Below are 14,855 nucleotides of genomic sequence, written 5' to 3' on the forward strand. Positions count from 1 at the left end.
GGCTCGGCCTGACCTGAATCTCGACGCGCCCCGCGGCGTTGGCGCTATCCCAGCACTCCGGGTGGCTCGCTGAGCGCGCTGCCGGCCGATCGATACCTTTCAAAAAAATCTGGCGTGGCGGGGATTAAAATCCCATCTCGGTCCGTAAACAGGACATGAAACGGTCGGTGCCACGCTTTGACATCATAGGACAGCTCGGGTCGCTGCGCCGCTATGCGCGGTCGCTGACGCGCGACAGCGTCGATGCGGAGGACCTCGTCCACGACGCGCTGGTGCGCGCCTATGAGCGGCGCGGCACGTTCCGCTCCGGCGGAAACCTGCGGGCATGGCTCCTGTCGATCGTCCACAACACCTTCATCGACCGCACGCGCTCGAAGCGGTCGGAAGCGGCGCGCAACGAGCAGGCGGGATACCTTGCCGATACAAGCTCGCCCGCGCCGCAGGAACATTCAGTGCGGCTGGCGCAGGTGCGCGACGCGTTCCTGAACCTGCCGGAAGAACAGCGCTCGGCGCTGCATCTCGTGGCGATCGACGGTCTTTCCTACCAGCAGGCGGCGGACGCCACCGGCGTGCCGCTGGGCACGCTGATGTCGCGCATCGGCAGGGCGCGCGCGGCACTGCGGGAGATGGAAAACGCCAGGCCGTCGCAGGGAAAAAACCACCTCAGGATCGTTGGAGGCCCGTCATGACCGGAGTTATCGATCCCGTCACCGATACCGACCTCGACGCCTATGTCGACGACCAGCTGGACGTCACCCGCCGCATCGAGGTGGAGGCATTCCTGTCGGCCCGTCCGGAAGCTGCGGCGCGCGTGATGTCGGATCTCAGGACCCGCGACGAGTTGCGCGTGGCGCTTGCCGGCTCCAGGGGCACGGCGCGGCCGGCGACGGCGGATGCCGCGCGGCGGCTGGAGCGCGGACTGGCGCGGGGCCGGTTCTTCGGCGTGCTGCAGCGCGCGGCGGCGGTCGCCGCCTTCGTTGCCGCCGGCTGGCTGGCCAACGGCATTGTCGGGCCGATGTCGGTGACCAAGGTCGTCGCCTCGCCGCAGCCGCCCGCCTATCTGGAGGATGCGATCCGCGCCCACAAGACGACGATCATGCGCGAAAGCATGGCCTCGCAGACGGAAGCGCCCAACTACAATGCCGGCGAGATCCGAGCCGCGACCGCCATCGTCATGCCGTCGCTGCCCAAGGACTGGACGGTGCGCGACGTGCAGATCTATCCGTCGCGCTTCGGCCCCAGCGTCGAGATGGCGGTGGATACGAAGGACATGGGCCTGGTGTCGCTGTTCGCGATCCGGCCGGGAACCTTCGACGTGGTCAAGCCGGCCATCGCGCCCTCGGGCGACATATCCTCGGCCTATTTCCAGATCGGCGAGGTCGCCTACGCGGTGGTGGCGCGAAGCGATGTCCACGACCTCGACCGCGCCGCCGAAACGCTCGCCAAGACACTTTACTGAATACGCAAAGGAGAAACCGAATGAATGCCCCGAACCTGGGTTACCGCATGGGCGCTGGCGTCCAGACAGGAGCCGTCTTCGACGAGGGCCTGCGCCAGCACATGCTGCGCGTCTACAACTACATGGGCCTTGGCCTCGTGGTCACCGGCCTCGTCGCCTTCATGGTGTCTTCGACGCCGGCGCTCTACGTGCCCATCTTCTCCAGCCCGCTGAAGTGGGTGGTGATGCTGGCGCCGCTTGCCTTCGTCATGCTGTTCTCGTTCAAGATGCAGACCATGTCGGCGTCCAGCGCGCAGCTGATGTTCTGGGCCTTCTGCGCGGTCATGGGCCTGTCGCTGGCCTCGGTGTTCCTGGTGTTCACCGGAACCAGCATCGCGCGCACTTTCTTCATCACCGCCACCATGTTCGGCGCCACCAGCCTCTATGGCTACACGACCAAGCGCGACCTGACGCAGTTCTCGTCGTTCCTGATCATGGGCCTGATCGGCGTGGTGATCGCAAGCATCGTCAACATCTTCCTCGGCTCGACCGCGCTGCAATTCGCCATCTCGGTGATCGGCATCGCCGTGTTCGTCGGCCTGACCGCCTGGGATACGCAGACGATCAAGGAACAGTATGCCGAGAACTTCGACGGGGAATCGCGCCAGAAGCTCGCCGTGTTCGGCGCCTTCTCGCTGTACCTGAACTTCATCAACATCTTCCAGCTGCTGCTGAATTTCACCGGCGAACGCGAATAGTCGCCTGACCGTTCCGGGCGTCGCGCCCGAAAACGAACGGATGCCGGCTTCTCCTGGGAGGGCCGGCTTCCGCGCCTGGCCGGTTCCGCAGGGGGTGTGTTTGCCGGCCAGGCCCTATCTCAAGGCGAAAGCCTCACTCTTCATGCATGTCATCTCCCAAAACCGCCGCGCAACTTTGGGCGACATGCATTGGGGCTCCGTCTTGGTCCAGTCGAGACGGAGCTCCTTCCTTGAGCCGAGGCGTGAGCGCACGACTCAGGATTCGATCCGCACGCCCTGCGCATCGAGAAGCACGCATCCCTTGGGATCGAAGCCGACATCCACCGCTTCGCCCTCGCGCAGCGGCTGGCCGTCGATGAGCGTGTTGGCACGCACCGGCGTGTTGCCGCCAATGTCGATCTCGTAGACAGCGTTGCCGCCGAGATAGGAGGTCGAGACGATGCGTCCCGCCAGCCGGTTGGCGATGGCGGCCGCGCCGACCGTCAGCTTCCGCGGGCGCACGACGACGGTGACGGCGCTGCCCGGCGAAAGCGGCTTGGGGGAAGCCGCCCTGACGGTGGAGCCGGTGGCAAGGGCGATCGTCGCCATCGCGCCGTCCATGGCGGTGACGCTGCCCGGCAGCATGTTGGCCTTGCCGAGGAAATTGGCGACGAAGGCGGTGGCCGGCCGTTCGTAGACCTCTCCGGGCGTGCCGATCTGCTCGACCACCCCGGCATTCATCACCACGATGCGGTCGGACATGGAGAGGGCCTCCTCCTGGTCATGCGTGACGAAGATCGCCGTGATTCCAGTCTCTTTCTGGATCTTCTTGATTTCGACGCGCATGTCCTCGCGCATGTTGGCGTCGAGCGCCGACAAGGGCTCGTCCAGCAGCAGCACTTCCGGCTCGAAGACGATGGCGCGGGCGAGCGCGATGCGCTGCTGCTGGCCACCGGAAAGCTGCGAGGGCAGCTTCTTCTCGCTGCCGGGAAGCCGCACCATCTCCAGCGCCTTGCCGACCCGCCTGACGATCTCGGGTTTCGGCACGTCGCGGTATTTCAGGCCGAAGGCGACGTTGTCGAAGACGTTCTTGTGCGGGAACAGCGCATAGTTCTGGAAGACAAGGCCGATGTTGCGCTTGTAGATCGGGATATCGTCGACGCGCCTGCCGCCGATCGAGATCTGGCCGCTGGAAATATCGACGAGGCCGGCGATCGAGCGCAGGATCGTGGTCTTGCCGCAGCCGGAAGGTCCGAGCAGCGTGACGAAGCTGCCCTTGCCGATCGCCAGCGAGAAGTTCCGCACCGCCGCGAACTTGCCGTAGAAGATGTCGATGTCGCGAAACTCGACCGCCGGCATGCCCGCGGACTCCATGCCCTGGGCAAGCTCGCCGCGTTCAACCCCGGCCGCTGCCGGCCGGGGTTCGTGGAGCTTGCCGTCATGCACCTTTGGACACCCTGTCCCACTGCTTGTTCCAGGCGTCCTCGTTCTTTGCCCAGTAGAGCGGATCGGCGTAGGTCAGCGACTTCATCGACCCGGTCGGGTCGAAGGCGGGCAGGGCGGCGATCTTGTCGGTCAGCTTCACCTTGGTCGGGTCGAGCGACGGCGGATAGTTCTGGCCTTCGGCAACCGCGATCGAGGTCGCCGGATCGAGCATGAAGTTGATCAGCTCCTCGCACTCCGCCATCGGCGAGCCCTTGAGGATCAGCATGTCCTCCATCCAGGCATAGGACCCCGCAGGATCGAGATAGCCGATCGGCTGGCCCTGCTGCTGAAGGGCGGCGACGCGGCCCGACCATGCGTCGGTCACCACGATCTCGTTCCTCGACAACAGGTCCATCAGTTCGGCGCCGGAGCTCCAGAACTTCTTGGCGAGGTCGCGGGTCTCGCGCACCTTGGCCCACACCGCATCCATGTCCTGGATGTTGTTGGGGTCCTGCTTGGTCTGCAGCGCGGCGTACCAGACGCGCGTCGTCATGTCGGCATAGCCGCCGATCTTGCCGGCATATTTCTTGTCGGTGAGCAGGTTGGCGCCCTTTTCCTTGGCCTCGTCGGGCGTGATCACCTTGGTGTTGTAGGCGATGCCGGTGGTGCCGTAATCGTAGGGCACGGCCGACAGTTTCGGCGTGATCTTGCGGAACGGGTCGATCATGGCGGCCAGCACATTCGCCATGTTGGGAATGTTGGCCTCGTTGATCTCCGAGTTGAAGCCGGCATTGACGTATTTGATGTAGTAGTTGACGCCGGAAGAATGGATGACCTGGAAGTCGCCGGGCTTCGAGGTCTTGATCTTGGTGATGATCTCGTCCTCGTCGCCGAACGTGCCCTGCACGACCTTGATGCCGGATTTCGCCGTATAGGGCTGGAAGGCGTATTTATCGATGGCTTCCTGCACCACGCCGCCCCAGCCGTCGAAGCGCACTTCCGAGACGGCGGCCAGCGCGCGTCCCATCCAGGGCATGGACAACCCGGTGGCGGCGGCCGCCGCCGCGGTCAGGCTCAGGAAAGAGCGCCGGCTGATGTCGCCGTTGGCGTAACGTTCGCCAAGCCGCTCAAGCCGTTTTGTGTTGGTCAGTTTCATTGCAGTTCTCCCATTTCACGTTGCTTTTTTTCTGAACCGGGTGAGGCTTTGCAGGATGAGCCCGCCTATCAAGGGAATGCCGACCGTCACCAGGATCATGACGGTGCCAAGCGCATTCACTTCAGGGCTGATCGAGATCTTCAGCATCGACAGGATCTGCGTCGGCATGGTCTCGACGCCGGCCGGGCGCCAGAACAGGCTGGCCGAAGTGTTGTCGAAGGAGATGGTGAAGGCGAGCAGCACGCTGGCCAGCACGGCGGGGATGAGCAGCGGCAGCGTGATCTCGCGGAAAGTCGACAGCCGCGACGCGCCGAGCGAAAGTGCTGCTTCCTCATAGGAGCGCTTGATGCCGACCATGCGCGCCTGAACGATCAGCACCACATAGGGCAGGGTCAGCAGGATATGGCCGAGGATCAGCAGCAGCATCGAGCGCGGCTGGTCGATCGACTTGATCATCACCAGCAGGCCGACGCCGAGGATGGTCTCCGGGACTAGCGCCGGCAGGATGACCAGCGTGTTGATCGCCTGCTTGCCGGCGAATTCGAAGCGGACCAGCGCGAAGGCCGTCATGATGCCGATCAGTGTCGTCACCGCGGCGGTCACCAGGGCGATCCACATCGATGTCTGGAAAGCGGCGAGCACCGGCTCGTTGGTCAACAGCTTGGCATACCAGCGCAGGCTGACGCCGGTCATCGGAAAGCCGCCGAACATGGAATCGTTGAAGGAGAGCACGATCGTGGCGATGATCGGCGCGAACATGAAGATGTAGACGCAGACAGTGACGAAGCCGGTCAGCCGCCAGGCCCATCTGCCCTCGCGGTCGTGGCGCCGAGCCGTCATGCACCCAAATCCTTCATGCACTCAGGCCCTTCATGATCTGGGACAGGCCCATGTAGCGGCTATAGGCGGCGGCGACCAAGCCGAGCAGGACGAACAGCACGATGGACAGCGTGGCGCCCATCGGCCAGTTCAGCTGGCTCATGATGGTGTCGTAGATCAGGTTGCCGAACAGTGCGTCGCGGCTGCCTCCCAGGAGCTGCGGCGTGACATAGCTGCCGGCGGCAAGCACGAAGCAGAGCAGCAGCCCGGCGCCGAGCCCCGGCAGCGACAGCGGCAGGGTCACTTCGCGAAAAGCCTGGGCGCTGGTGCAGCCCATGGAACGTGCGGCGGCGATCAGCGTGCGGTCGATGCTTTCGAGGCTGACATAGACGTTGAGGATCATGTAGGGCAGCAGGAAATGCAGCAGCCCCATGATGACGGCGCCCTCGGTGTAGAGCATCGGCAGCGGCTCGTTGATGACGCCGAGCCTTATCAGCACGACATTGATCAGCCCCTGTTCGCCGAGGATGTGGATCCAGGAAAATGTGCGGATGGTGAAGCTGATCCAGAACGGCACGATGAGCAGCAGCAACAGCAGCCATTTGTGCTTGAAGGTCGTGGCCCAGATGAAATAGGCCGGGAAATAACCGACGACCCCGCAGATCACCGCCGTGATGGCGCCGACGCGCACGGTCTTCAAAAGGAAGCCGTGATAGTAGCTGTCGGTGAGGAATTCCTTCCAGTTGTCGAAGGTCAGCGTAGCCTGCTCGACGCCGGCCGTGACGAAGGTGAAGAAGGTGTAGACCGTCATCATCGCGATCGGCAGCAGCAGAAGCAGGAGCAGCAACAGCAGTGCCGGCGCGACCAAGGCCCAGGCCAATCGCTTGTCGTACAGTTTCCAGCCTTTGGTCACGATGGTCCAATCCGGCTATCTGTCATGGATCGGCAAGGCTGCCGTCTCCCCCAAGGTCAGCTTGGGCGATTGGCGTGCCGCTGTCCACCGTTTCGCGCTGCTGGACCGCACAATTCCCGAGCAGGGTACAAAGGGCGGCGGAAGATGGGAATTTGTTCACCACGCCGAAGCATTGGCGCGAGAGGTTGTACCGGCAAGGACGCTGTTCGGCTAAGCTTGCATCCATTCGGGCATTGCCGGATGTTGTTGGCGGGAGGTTGTGCTCCCCAGTTTTCCATGCCACGGCTGGACCATAAAGATTATCAGTGACGGGCAGCTTACTTGATTAGATGCCGCTTATATTTTGCGGGCCAGTCAATCGGCACCCTCGGGAAACCTGCCACTGAGTGCTGATTGCCGGAATTGACAGATGCTTCCCCAGTTAGAGATGGACGATCCTGTTTCGAGCCGGCCCGCCGGGGTGGTTATTCTTGGCGGGGCGCATGGCACGCTGGCCCTGGCCCGGAGCCTTGGCGGCCGGAAAGTGCCTGTCTGGCTGGTCAGTTCCGACACGCCCTTGCCGCGCTTTTCGCGTTACGCGCATCGAACCATTCACTGGCCCGGGCCGAGGGAAGACGGCGCCATTGCCTTCCTGCTCGACATGGCCGCGACCCATGGATTGCAGGGCTTTGTCCTGATCCCCAGTGGCGACGCCGAAGTTCGCCTTGTATCGCAGGCCATCGACCAATTGTCTGGTGTATTCGACGTGGTGCTGCCGCCATGGGAGCGGCTGAAATGGGTTTGCGAGAAGCCGTTGCTCTACCGCCGGGCCCGCGAACTGGGTCTTGCCGTGCCGTTGACCTATGAACTTGCCTCGCTGGAGCAGGCCGCCAGCGCCGAACTTCGCTTTCCCGTCGTGCTGAAGCCGAACATGGGCGGGCGCAGCCGTTTTGCCCGTGCCAAGGCGGTTCGCGCCGACAATCAGGAAGCGTTCCTGGGCGCCTACAGATGGGCAACCGGGCAGGTCGGCATCGAGAATGTCGTCGTTCAGGAAATGATACCGGGAGGCGGTGAGAGCCAGTTTTCCTATGCCGGGCTGTGGAACCGGGGCGCGCCGGTGGCGGAATTCACCGCGCGGCGCACGCGGCAGTTTCCCGTCGACTTCGGCTATACCAGCACCTTCGTCGAAATCGTCGACGAACCGCAACTGGTCGAGGCCGCGCGCCGAATTCTAGGTTCGATCGGTCATCACGGGCTGGTCGAGATTGAATTCAAGCGTGACGCCCGCGACGGCTCGATGAAGATACTCGACGTCAATCCACGGCCCTGGACATGGTTTGGCCTGGCCGCCGCCGCCGGCGTCGATCTTGGCGCCATGCTCTGGGCTGTCCGGTCGGGCGGGAGGGTCGAAGCCGTCTCGGCGCGGCCGAACACATCCTGGATGTATCTGGTTCGCGATGTTGTCGCGGCGGGCAAGCTGATCACGGGCGGCCGGCTGAACATCCCGGCCTATTTGCGCGCGTTTGGCACGGTGAGGGCATGGGCGACATTTTCGGCCGGCGATCCCGTACCGGGTTTGATCGACATACCATTGACGGCATGGCGCGTTCTGACGCGCCGTATACTTCGAATCCGCTGAAAGTTGATCGGCCGGGTGTTTCGCGGAAACGCCCAACCGATCAATCTCGTTTGGACGCAATTGCGGGCGGAAAACCGTTTTACACTTTCCCTGAATTGCTCTGTTAACCGACAGTGCCGGTTAATCTACCGGCTTGCCGCAGGAACGCGCCTCATTTGCGCATTGTTAACTTGGCGGCGTTTAGGACGGCAGGGTGCCCGACCGGCCGACAGTCGCGATCAGGCGCTCGACAAAACAGGCCCGCGAGACCTCAAGACATGACCGCTGCCATGCCCAGGACCGATTGCGAAGTGGCGGTGATCGGCGCCGGGCCCTACGGGCTGGGCGTGGCTTCGGCGCTCAAGGCGGCAGGCGTCGAGACGCGAACCATCGGCGGCGCGATGTCGTTCTGGCGCGACCACATGCCGGGTGGCATGCGGCTGCGCTCCCCCTGGCATGCCACCTATATCGGCCACGACAAGGGGCCGCTGTCGCTCGACTCCTATGCGGCCAAGCTCGGCATCTCGCCGGAGCAGCCCTTGATGCTCGAGGATTTCGTCAAATATGGGCTGTGGATCCAGGCGCAGGCCGTGCCTGACCTCGATCCGCGCATGGTGAGCCGGGTCGAGACGGCTGATGGCGGGTTTCGCGTTGCCCTTGCCGACGGCGATGGCATTCGTGCAAGGCGCGTCGTCGTCGCCACCGGCTTGACGAACCAGCAGATGATACCGGATGTCTTCAAGGGCATTCCCGGCGATCTGGTCAGCCATGCCAGCGGGCATACCGGCTTCGACGCGTTTGCCGGCAAACGGGTCGCCGTCATCGGGCGCGGGCAGAGCGCCTGCGAGACCGCCGTGTTCCTCAAGCGAAGCGGCGCCGATGTCGAACTGGTCTGCCGTGGCGACATCCATTGGCTGGGGCATCGGGCACTGTCGGGAAAACAGGCCTGGAGCTTGCGCGATTTCCTGTCGGAGCGGCTGGCGTCGCCGTCCAGGGTCGGACCGTTCCCGATCTCCTGGCTGGTCGAGGTTCCTGGCTTCGTGCACCATTTTCCGGAAGTTGCCCGGGCCGGGCTGAACAGGCGCAGCCTGGGCGCCGGCGCGACGGGCTGGCTGCGGCCGGATTTCGACGGCATCAGGATCAAGGCCGGCAGCAGGATCGTCAGCGCCGCCGCCAGGGACAATGGCGTCGAATTGCGGTTCGAGAAGGGCTCGGCCGTATACGACCATGTGTTCTTGGGCACGGGCTACGAGATCGATATCGCCAGGCTCGGACTGTTTTCCCAGGACATGCTGACCAAGGTCGCACGCAGGCACAGGATGCCGATCCTGTCGGCTGGGCTCGAATCCAGCATTCCCGGCCTGCATTTCGTCGGCGCCAGCGCCGTCGGCAGTTACGGCCCGCTGATGCGCTTCACCGCCGGCACGCCATTCGCCGCGCGGACCGTCGCGCGTTTCGTGCGCAGGGCGAGGGGCGGACGCTAGGCTCGGACCCGGAACACCGCGTAGTCGATGGTCCGGACCGCATCGAGGAAGCCGGGCATTGGCGGTACGGAAAGCTCGGTGAACATCCCGGTGCCGCGGATCGCCGGCCGTGCCCAGTCGATGGCGCGATGGCTCGAACTGCCGTAGACGATGAAGCAGTCGCGTGGATGCCGCGCGAGCGACGAGACGAGGTTATTCAGCACGATCTCGAAGACCTCGCTGGAAAACGGATTGTAGAAATAGACGACCAGCGGCGTTTCGGGAAATTCATAAGCCGCGGCATCCGCCTGGACGACGCTCAACGCCCGGCATTTTTGCGACGCATCCCTGAAGGTCGCTATGTTGCCCCAGGCGATTTCGACGAGTTCGCGCGCGAACTCCACGCCGATGATGTTCTGAAACTTATAGCGCGAGGCCAGCAGAAGTGTGCGCGATTTTCCCGAGCCGATGTCGATGAATGTATGGTTTTGAAGATCATGCGGCAGGGACTTCATGATGAAGTCGAAGGATTTCGGCGAGGTGCAGACGGCCTCGTTGCCCTTGGCGCGATGCGGGCCGACGACATCGAGCGCGTCGAGCTGGATCGAACCGGCGGTGTCGACGCCGTGTTGGCGGTCCCATTTGCGCGCGAGATGGTCGGCCAGCAAATGGCGGAGATTGCGCATGACAAAGCCGACGCTCGCGCTCACGCCATGCCGGCGGACCAGCCTGACCGGCTCCAGCAGGCCTCGCTGACGGACAAGCGCCAAGGCCCTGCCGAGGCGGCCGGACGAGCGGTCCTCAACGCCATCCCGATCCAGGCGACGCGTCTCGAGATTTGCCATGCGACAGGCTCCATCCCAGCCGGGTGAACATCGTCCGAGATCATTGCACCGCCGCCGTTTAAGATTTCCTGACCAGCAGGCCACACTGCCTCTTTTGCGCCGCCAAGGTCTGGATTCATGGCGCCACATCAATCGCCATTCCGGATCGGAAGGATCTGCCATGAAAGCTGTTGTCGTCGGTATTTTCTGCCTGCTGGCAACCATGCTGCCCGCGCAAGCGAAAAGCCTTGATACCAGCGGGCTCGCGGATGCGACCGTGGTTATCATTCGCCATGGCGAAAAACCGGACAGCGGCCCGGAGCTGTCGCCGCAAGGGCAGGCGCATGCGCAGGCCTATGTCGGCTATTTCCAGCATCTGGTGCTGAACGGCGTGCCGTTTCGCCCGGATATGCTGGTGGCGAGCGCCGATTCCAGGAACAGCGCGCGCGAGCGCCTGACGCTGACGCCGCTGTCGCAGGCGCTCAACTTGCCGATCGACCAGAGGTTCGCCGACAAGGACGTCAAACCGCTGTTCGAGGCGCTGGCCAGCGAACAGCACGGCAAGTCCATCCTGATCGCCTGGCATCATGGCGAACTGGCGAAACTGCTGCGTGCGTTCGGCGCCGATCCCGACGCGCTGCTGCCGGATGGCAAATGGCCGGGCAGCGTCTTCAACTGGACGGTGGTGCTGCGCTACGACCATGCCGGCCAGCTTGTTCCAGGCTCCGCGCAGATCATTCAGCAGGACCTGGCCAAGTAGAGGCTGGCAGGTCGTCCATCCGGTCGGTTGAACCTGTCATCCAACCCTGATGACAAGCTTCCCAAAATGCCCGGCGGCGCGCAGGCTTTCATAGGCGGCTTCCGCTCTCTCGAAGGGGAAGACCTCATCGACCTGAGGCTTGATGCCGGTGCCGCACAACGCCCTGAGCGCGGCCACCGACCCGACGTAAATGCCCTGCAGGGTGATCCGCTTGTTCAGGATGGAACCGGTGTCTATCGGACCCGCGAACCCGGTCAACACTCCCATCAGCGATATCCTGCCGCCATGCCGGGTTGCCTTCAGCGTGTCGTTGAGGGTTTTGGGACCGGCGACGTCGACCGCGAGGTCGACACCCAGTCCACCCGTCAAGCCAAGGACCTCGCTCACCCAATCCGGGTTGGTTCGGTAGTTGACGACATGGTCGGCGCCGAGCGTGCGTGCGCGCGCAAGCTTTTCGTCTGAACTCGAGGTGATGATGACGCGCGCACCAGCCAGCTTGGCAAGCTGGAGCGCGAAAATCGAAACGCCGCCGGTTCCAAGCAGGAGCACCGTTTCGCCCGGCTGGATCGGGCGACGCTCGAACAGCGCCGACCATGCGGTGACGCCTGCGCAGGGAAGCGTGGATGCCTCTTCGAACGTCATCGTTTCGGGAATGCGGACCACCGCGTTGGCCGGCACGGCGATGCGCTGCGCCAGGACTCCGTCGACGGTTGCACCACCCAGTGATGTCGCCTGTTTGGCGGCGGAAAATTCTCCCTCCACCCAGCCTGGCATGAAGCCGATGACGACCCGGTCGCCGATCGCGAAGCCTTGTGTTCCCTTGCCGATCGCGGACACGATTCCGGCGCCATCGGAGAGCGGCAGAACGCCCTTGTTGTTCTGGGCGACGATCAGGTCGCGGTAGTTGAGGGACGCGGCCTTGATGTCGATCAGCAGTTCGTTCGCCCCGGCGACAGGGTCAGGGCCCTCGACCAGCGTCAGGATTGGGTTGATTTCGCCGGTTGTCCTGTAGCTCTGCATCACGCCGATCCTTGTTGCGATACCGACGCATTTGGAGCATTGTTCGATCAGGCACAATACGCACAAATGGAGCATGTACTATCATGAATGATAGTGTCGAGATCCGTCCTCGGCGCCGCAAGGCTGGCCGCACGGGCTGCGCGGTGGAGGCGACGCTGTCGGTCATGGGCGGCGTGTGGAAGCCTGTGCTGTTGTTCCATCTGCTGGAAGGCAAATTGCGCTTCAACGCGCTGTGCCGGCTGACACCGTCCGCGACCGCCCGGATGATCACGCTTCAACTGCGGGAACTGGAAGCCGACGGTATCATCAGCCGCACGATCTTTCCGGAAGTGCCGCCCAAGGTGGAATACGCGTTGACAGACCTTGGTCATTCGCTGGCGCCCGTGCTGTTAAGCATGCGCGATTGGGGCAAGCAGTTCCAGGAACTGGAGCCGGCCTGACATTCCACCCGTTTCACCCGGGTCTCGACGCTGACGGGCCTGCGATCCAGTCCACCAGCAAAGCGGCGACGCCGAAACCAGCGCCGATCGCGCAGATCGCCGGCCAGCCGGCCCATGTCCAGGCAATGCCGGCCAGCATCGATCCAATGGCGCCGCCGATGAAGAAGATGCCGACGAACAGGCCGTTGAGGCGGCCGCGCGCCTTGGGCTGCAGCAGGTTGATGGCGCGGCGTCCCAGCGTCTGGTCGCCGGTGACGCCGATGTCGAGCAGCACGGCACTGACGCCCATCAGCACTAGCGGCCACCATGAGGTTGTGGAGACGGCGGCGCCCGCCCATGCGGCGAGCGCCAGCGCGCCGATGAGCACAAGATGGCAGGCGATGGTCGCAGGTCCTGTCCAGCCCCGGTCGCCGGCGCGGCCGAAAAGCGGCGTCACGACAGCACCGCCCGCACCGACCAGAGCGAACAGCGCGATGCCGCGCTGGCCGAGGTCGAAGGGTGGCTGGGCGAGACGCAGCGCCACCGAAGTCCAGAACAGGCTGAACGCCGCCATGACAAGGCTTGCCGTCAGCGCGCGACGCCGCAGCACGGGCTCGTCGCGCAGCAACTGGAGGAGCGAGGCGATCAGGGCCGGGTATCCCGACTTCGCCGTGGGCTGCCGCTTCGGCAAGGTGAGGGCGAGAACGATGGTGAGCAGGACGAGTGCCGATGCGCTGGCGCCGTAGAAGGCGCGCCAGCCCCAGGCGTCGGCGATGAGGCTGGCCAACGGCCGCGCCAGCAGGATGCCGACCATCAGCCCGCTCATGACATCGCCGATGACGCGGCCATCCTGGCCGGGCGGTGCCATGGAAGCGGCGATGGGGACGAGAATCTGGATGGCCGAGCAGGCCGCGCCGAGGATGAAGAGGACGATGAGCAGCGAAGCGGTGGTGGGCGCGAAGGCGGCGACGACGGCCGCAAGGGCGGCGGTCAGGAGCATGCGCATGATCAGCGCGCGGTTTTCCGCGAGGTCGGACAGCGGCACGAGAAAGAACAGGCCGGCGGCATAGCCGAGCAAGGTGGCCATTGCGACCAGCCCGCCGCTCGCCGCATCCGCGCCCAGCGACGGGCCGATCAATCCGACCAGCGTCTGCGGCGCGAACAAATTGGTGACGATGATGCCGACCGAGGCGGCAAACAACAGCGTCCGCGGGCCGGTGATGGTGCCGGCGGGCAGCCGCTCGGCCAACTGGCCGTCATTGGTGTCGGTCATGATAGTCCTCTTGCATATTGGATTGGGACTTTATGCCGAAGGGTTATCATGCTACAATTCAATCAATTCTATAATGATTATGCGAGATACGCATGAATATCCATGATCTCGAGGCCTTCATCGCCGTGGTGGAAACCGGCTCCATCGTTGGCGCCTCCGCGAGGCTCAATCTGACCCAGCCCGGCGTGACCCGCCGTATCCAGAACCTTGAGGACGGGCTGGCGACCGCGCTGCTCGACCGCCAGTCGAAGCCCTTGAAGCCGACCGCGTCCGGGCGCCAGGCTTATGAGCATGGCCGCCGCGTGCTGCGTTCGATTGAGGACCTGAAGGCCGGCGTGTCGCCGCAAGGCGAGTTGAGCGGCGAGTTCCGGCTGGGCATCATGCCCTATCTGTCGGATACCGCCCTTGCGCTGCCGCTCGACCGGCTGCGCGCCGCGTTTCCGCAACTCACCCTTCGCATCAGATCCGGTTGGTCGCCAAGGCTGGTGGAGCAGGCGGTGCGCAGCGAACTCGACGCGGTCGCGGTGTGCCTTGCCGATGGCGTCAAGCCGCCCGACGAGTTGGCAAGCGAGGATCTCGGCCTGCAGTCGGTGCTGCTGATCGCGGCACCCGGTCTCGGCGTGCCGAAGCCTGCCGATCTCGCCACGCTTTCGCGCTTTCCCTGGGTGATGAACGAGAATGGCTGTGGCTTCCGTGCCTTCATCCGCCAGACGCTGGAAGCGGCGCGGCTGCCCTTCCAGGTCGGGGTCGAGGCGCTGAGCGCGGACCTCAGAATGCCGCTGGTGGCGCGCGGCCACGGCATCGGCCTCGTCACGCCGGGGGCCTTCGCCAACAGTCCCTGGCGGGATGCGGTGGAGATCATCGACTGCGCGGATTTCAAGCCGCGGGTGCGCGCCTGGATGCTGCACCGTCCGCCGGCAGGACGGCTGAGCCGCCCGATCGCGCTGTTTCGCGATGCGTTGCTGGAAGGGCTGGTGATGCCGGCGGCGGTGGTGTCGTAGTGCTGGCGAT

Annotated in this window: 15 protein-coding genes; 8 read left to right on the top strand and 7 right to left on the bottom strand. The window is 64.2% G+C overall.

The genetic code is table 11. The features are described 5' to 3' along the window. Nucleotides 1–155: 155 nt before the first annotated feature. The 3 genes from ACO07C_RS25290 to ACO07C_RS25300 are packed head-to-tail and all read left to right on the top strand — an operon-like array spanning nucleotide 156 to nucleotide 2,196. Nucleotides 156–689, top strand: coding sequence for a sigma-70 family RNA polymerase sigma factor (locus tag ACO07C_RS25290; protein WP_421916897.1), 534 nt, complete (start codon nucleotides 156–158; stop codon nucleotides 687–689). Then, nucleotides 686–1,459 carry an anti-sigma factor family protein gene (locus ACO07C_RS25295; protein ID WP_421916898.1) on the top strand — a complete coding sequence of 258 codons (774 nt, stop codon included), beginning with the start codon at nucleotides 686–688 and terminating at the stop codon, nucleotides 1,457–1,459. Before ACO07C_RS25290 ends, ACO07C_RS25295 begins: the two co-directional genes overlap by 4 nt. A 20-nt stretch (nucleotides 1,460–1,479) precedes the next feature. Further along, the gene (locus tag ACO07C_RS25300; RefSeq protein WP_421916899.1) at nucleotides 1,480–2,196 is read left to right on the top strand and encodes a Bax inhibitor-1/YccA family protein; all 717 of its coding nucleotides are present in this window, start codon (nucleotides 1,480–1,482) and stop codon (nucleotides 2,194–2,196) included. Nucleotides 2,197–2,451: 255 nt separating this feature from the next. On the opposite strand, the gene ACO07C_RS25305 is transcribed toward ACO07C_RS25300, so the two are convergent. Genes ACO07C_RS25305 through ACO07C_RS25320 form a run of 4 tightly spaced genes read right to left on the bottom strand, consistent with a single transcriptional unit; the run spans nucleotide 2,452 to nucleotide 6,428 of the window. Next, nucleotides 2,452–3,621 (bottom strand): ABC transporter ATP-binding protein, encoded by a 1,170-nt coding sequence (locus ACO07C_RS25305; protein WP_421916900.1) that lies wholly within the window; start codon nucleotides 3,619–3,621, stop codon nucleotides 2,452–2,454. Continuing rightward, on the bottom strand, nucleotides 3,614–4,756 hold the full coding sequence (locus tag ACO07C_RS25310) for an extracellular solute-binding protein (protein WP_421916901.1): 1,143 nt from the start codon (nucleotides 4,754–4,756) through the stop codon (nucleotides 3,614–3,616). The genes ACO07C_RS25305 and ACO07C_RS25310 overlap by 8 nt, the downstream gene beginning before the upstream one ends. A gap of 15 nt (nucleotides 4,757–4,771) precedes the next feature. After that, nucleotides 4,772–5,596, bottom strand: coding sequence for an ABC transporter permease (locus ACO07C_RS25315; protein ID WP_421916902.1), 825 nt, complete (start codon nucleotides 5,594–5,596; stop codon nucleotides 4,772–4,774). 13 nt (nucleotides 5,597–5,609) lie between these two features. Beyond that, nucleotides 5,610–6,428, bottom strand: a complete 819-nt coding sequence (locus tag ACO07C_RS25320) for an ABC transporter permease (RefSeq protein ID WP_421917600.1) — start codon at nucleotides 6,426–6,428, stop codon at nucleotides 5,610–5,612. A gap of 469 nt (nucleotides 6,429–6,897) precedes the next feature. On the opposite strand from ACO07C_RS25320, the gene ACO07C_RS25325 reads away from it, so the two are divergent. Both ACO07C_RS25325 and ACO07C_RS25330 read left to right on the top strand, forming a co-directional pair. Beyond that, nucleotides 6,898–8,106, top strand: a complete 1,209-nt coding sequence (locus tag ACO07C_RS25325; RefSeq protein ID WP_421916903.1) for an ATP-grasp domain-containing protein — start codon at nucleotides 6,898–6,900, stop codon at nucleotides 8,104–8,106. A 257-nt stretch (nucleotides 8,107–8,363) separates the two neighbouring features. After that, nucleotides 8,364–9,569: an NAD(P)-binding domain-containing protein gene (locus ACO07C_RS25330; RefSeq protein ID WP_421916904.1), complete on the top strand. Its 1,206-nt coding sequence runs from the start codon at nucleotides 8,364–8,366 to the stop codon at nucleotides 9,567–9,569. On the opposite strand, the gene ACO07C_RS25335 is transcribed toward ACO07C_RS25330, so the two are convergent. Continuing rightward, the gene (locus ACO07C_RS25335; RefSeq protein ID WP_421916905.1) at nucleotides 9,566–10,393 is read right to left on the bottom strand and encodes a class I SAM-dependent methyltransferase; all 828 of its coding nucleotides are present in this window, start codon (nucleotides 10,391–10,393) and stop codon (nucleotides 9,566–9,568) included. The genes ACO07C_RS25330 and ACO07C_RS25335 overlap by 4 nt on opposite strands. 160 nt (nucleotides 10,394–10,553) lie before the next feature. Between ACO07C_RS25335 and ACO07C_RS25340 the strand changes: the two genes are divergently transcribed. Continuing rightward, on the top strand, nucleotides 10,554–11,132 hold the full coding sequence (locus ACO07C_RS25340; RefSeq protein WP_421916906.1) for a phosphoglycerate mutase family protein: 579 nt from the start codon (nucleotides 10,554–10,556) through the stop codon (nucleotides 11,130–11,132). A 36-nt stretch (nucleotides 11,133–11,168) separates the two neighbouring features. On the opposite strand, the gene ACO07C_RS25345 is transcribed toward ACO07C_RS25340, so the two are convergent. Then, the gene (locus ACO07C_RS25345; protein ID WP_421916907.1) at nucleotides 11,169–12,152 is read right to left on the bottom strand and encodes a zinc-dependent alcohol dehydrogenase family protein; all 984 of its coding nucleotides are present in this window, start codon (nucleotides 12,150–12,152) and stop codon (nucleotides 11,169–11,171) included. 83 nt (nucleotides 12,153–12,235) lie between these two features. On the opposite strand from ACO07C_RS25345, the gene ACO07C_RS25350 reads away from it, so the two are divergent. Next, entirely contained in the window at nucleotides 12,236–12,592 is a 357-nt protein-coding gene (locus ACO07C_RS25350; RefSeq protein ID WP_421916908.1) for a winged helix-turn-helix transcriptional regulator, read from the top strand. 13 nt (nucleotides 12,593–12,605) lie between these two features. On the opposite strand, the gene ACO07C_RS25355 is transcribed toward ACO07C_RS25350, so the two are convergent. Beyond that, nucleotides 12,606–13,844 carry an MFS transporter gene (locus tag ACO07C_RS25355; RefSeq protein ID WP_421916909.1) on the bottom strand — a complete coding sequence of 413 codons (1,239 nt, stop codon included), beginning with the start codon at nucleotides 13,842–13,844 and terminating at the stop codon, nucleotides 12,606–12,608. A 92-nt stretch (nucleotides 13,845–13,936) separates the two neighbouring features. On the opposite strand from ACO07C_RS25355, the gene ACO07C_RS25360 reads away from it, so the two are divergent. After that, entirely contained in the window at nucleotides 13,937–14,845 is a 909-nt protein-coding gene (locus ACO07C_RS25360; protein WP_421916910.1) for a LysR family transcriptional regulator, read from the top strand. The last annotated feature ends 10 nt before the right edge of the window (nucleotides 14,846–14,855 follow it).

Source organism: Mesorhizobium sp. (assembly GCF_965229135.1).
Lineage (GTDB): Bacteria > Pseudomonadota > Alphaproteobacteria > Rhizobiales > Rhizobiaceae > Mesorhizobium.

Coding starts and splice junctions, on each gene's coding strand:
- ACO07C_RS25290 (WP_421916897.1), top strand. CDS start 156: ATGAAACGGTCGGTGCCACGCTTTGACATCATAGGACAGCTCGGGTCG.
- ACO07C_RS25295 (WP_421916898.1), top strand. CDS start 686: ATGACCGGAGTTATCGATCCCGTCACCGATACCGACCTCGACGCCTAT.
- ACO07C_RS25300 (WP_421916899.1), top strand. CDS start 1,480: ATGAATGCCCCGAACCTGGGTTACCGCATGGGCGCTGGCGTCCAGACA.
- ACO07C_RS25310 (WP_421916901.1), bottom strand. CDS start 4,756: ATGAAACTGACCAACACAAAACGGCTTGAGCGGCTTGGCGAACGTTAC.
- ACO07C_RS25315 (WP_421916902.1), bottom strand. CDS start 5,596: ATGACGGCTCGGCGCCACGACCGCGAGGGCAGATGGGCCTGGCGGCTG.
- ACO07C_RS25325 (WP_421916903.1), top strand. CDS start 6,898: ATGCTTCCCCAGTTAGAGATGGACGATCCTGTTTCGAGCCGGCCCGCC.
- ACO07C_RS25330 (WP_421916904.1), top strand. CDS start 8,364: ATGACCGCTGCCATGCCCAGGACCGATTGCGAAGTGGCGGTGATCGGC.
- ACO07C_RS25335 (WP_421916905.1), bottom strand. CDS start 10,393: ATGGCAAATCTCGAGACGCGTCGCCTGGATCGGGATGGCGTTGAGGAC.
- ACO07C_RS25340 (WP_421916906.1), top strand. CDS start 10,554: ATGAAAGCTGTTGTCGTCGGTATTTTCTGCCTGCTGGCAACCATGCTG.
- ACO07C_RS25345 (WP_421916907.1), bottom strand. CDS start 12,152: ATGCAGAGCTACAGGACAACCGGCGAAATCAACCCAATCCTGACGCTG.
- ACO07C_RS25350 (WP_421916908.1), top strand. CDS start 12,236: ATGAATGATAGTGTCGAGATCCGTCCTCGGCGCCGCAAGGCTGGCCGC.
- ACO07C_RS25355 (WP_421916909.1), bottom strand. CDS start 13,844: ATGACCGACACCAATGACGGCCAGTTGGCCGAGCGGCTGCCCGCCGGC.
- ACO07C_RS25360 (WP_421916910.1), top strand. CDS start 13,937: ATGAATATCCATGATCTCGAGGCCTTCATCGCCGTGGTGGAAACCGGC.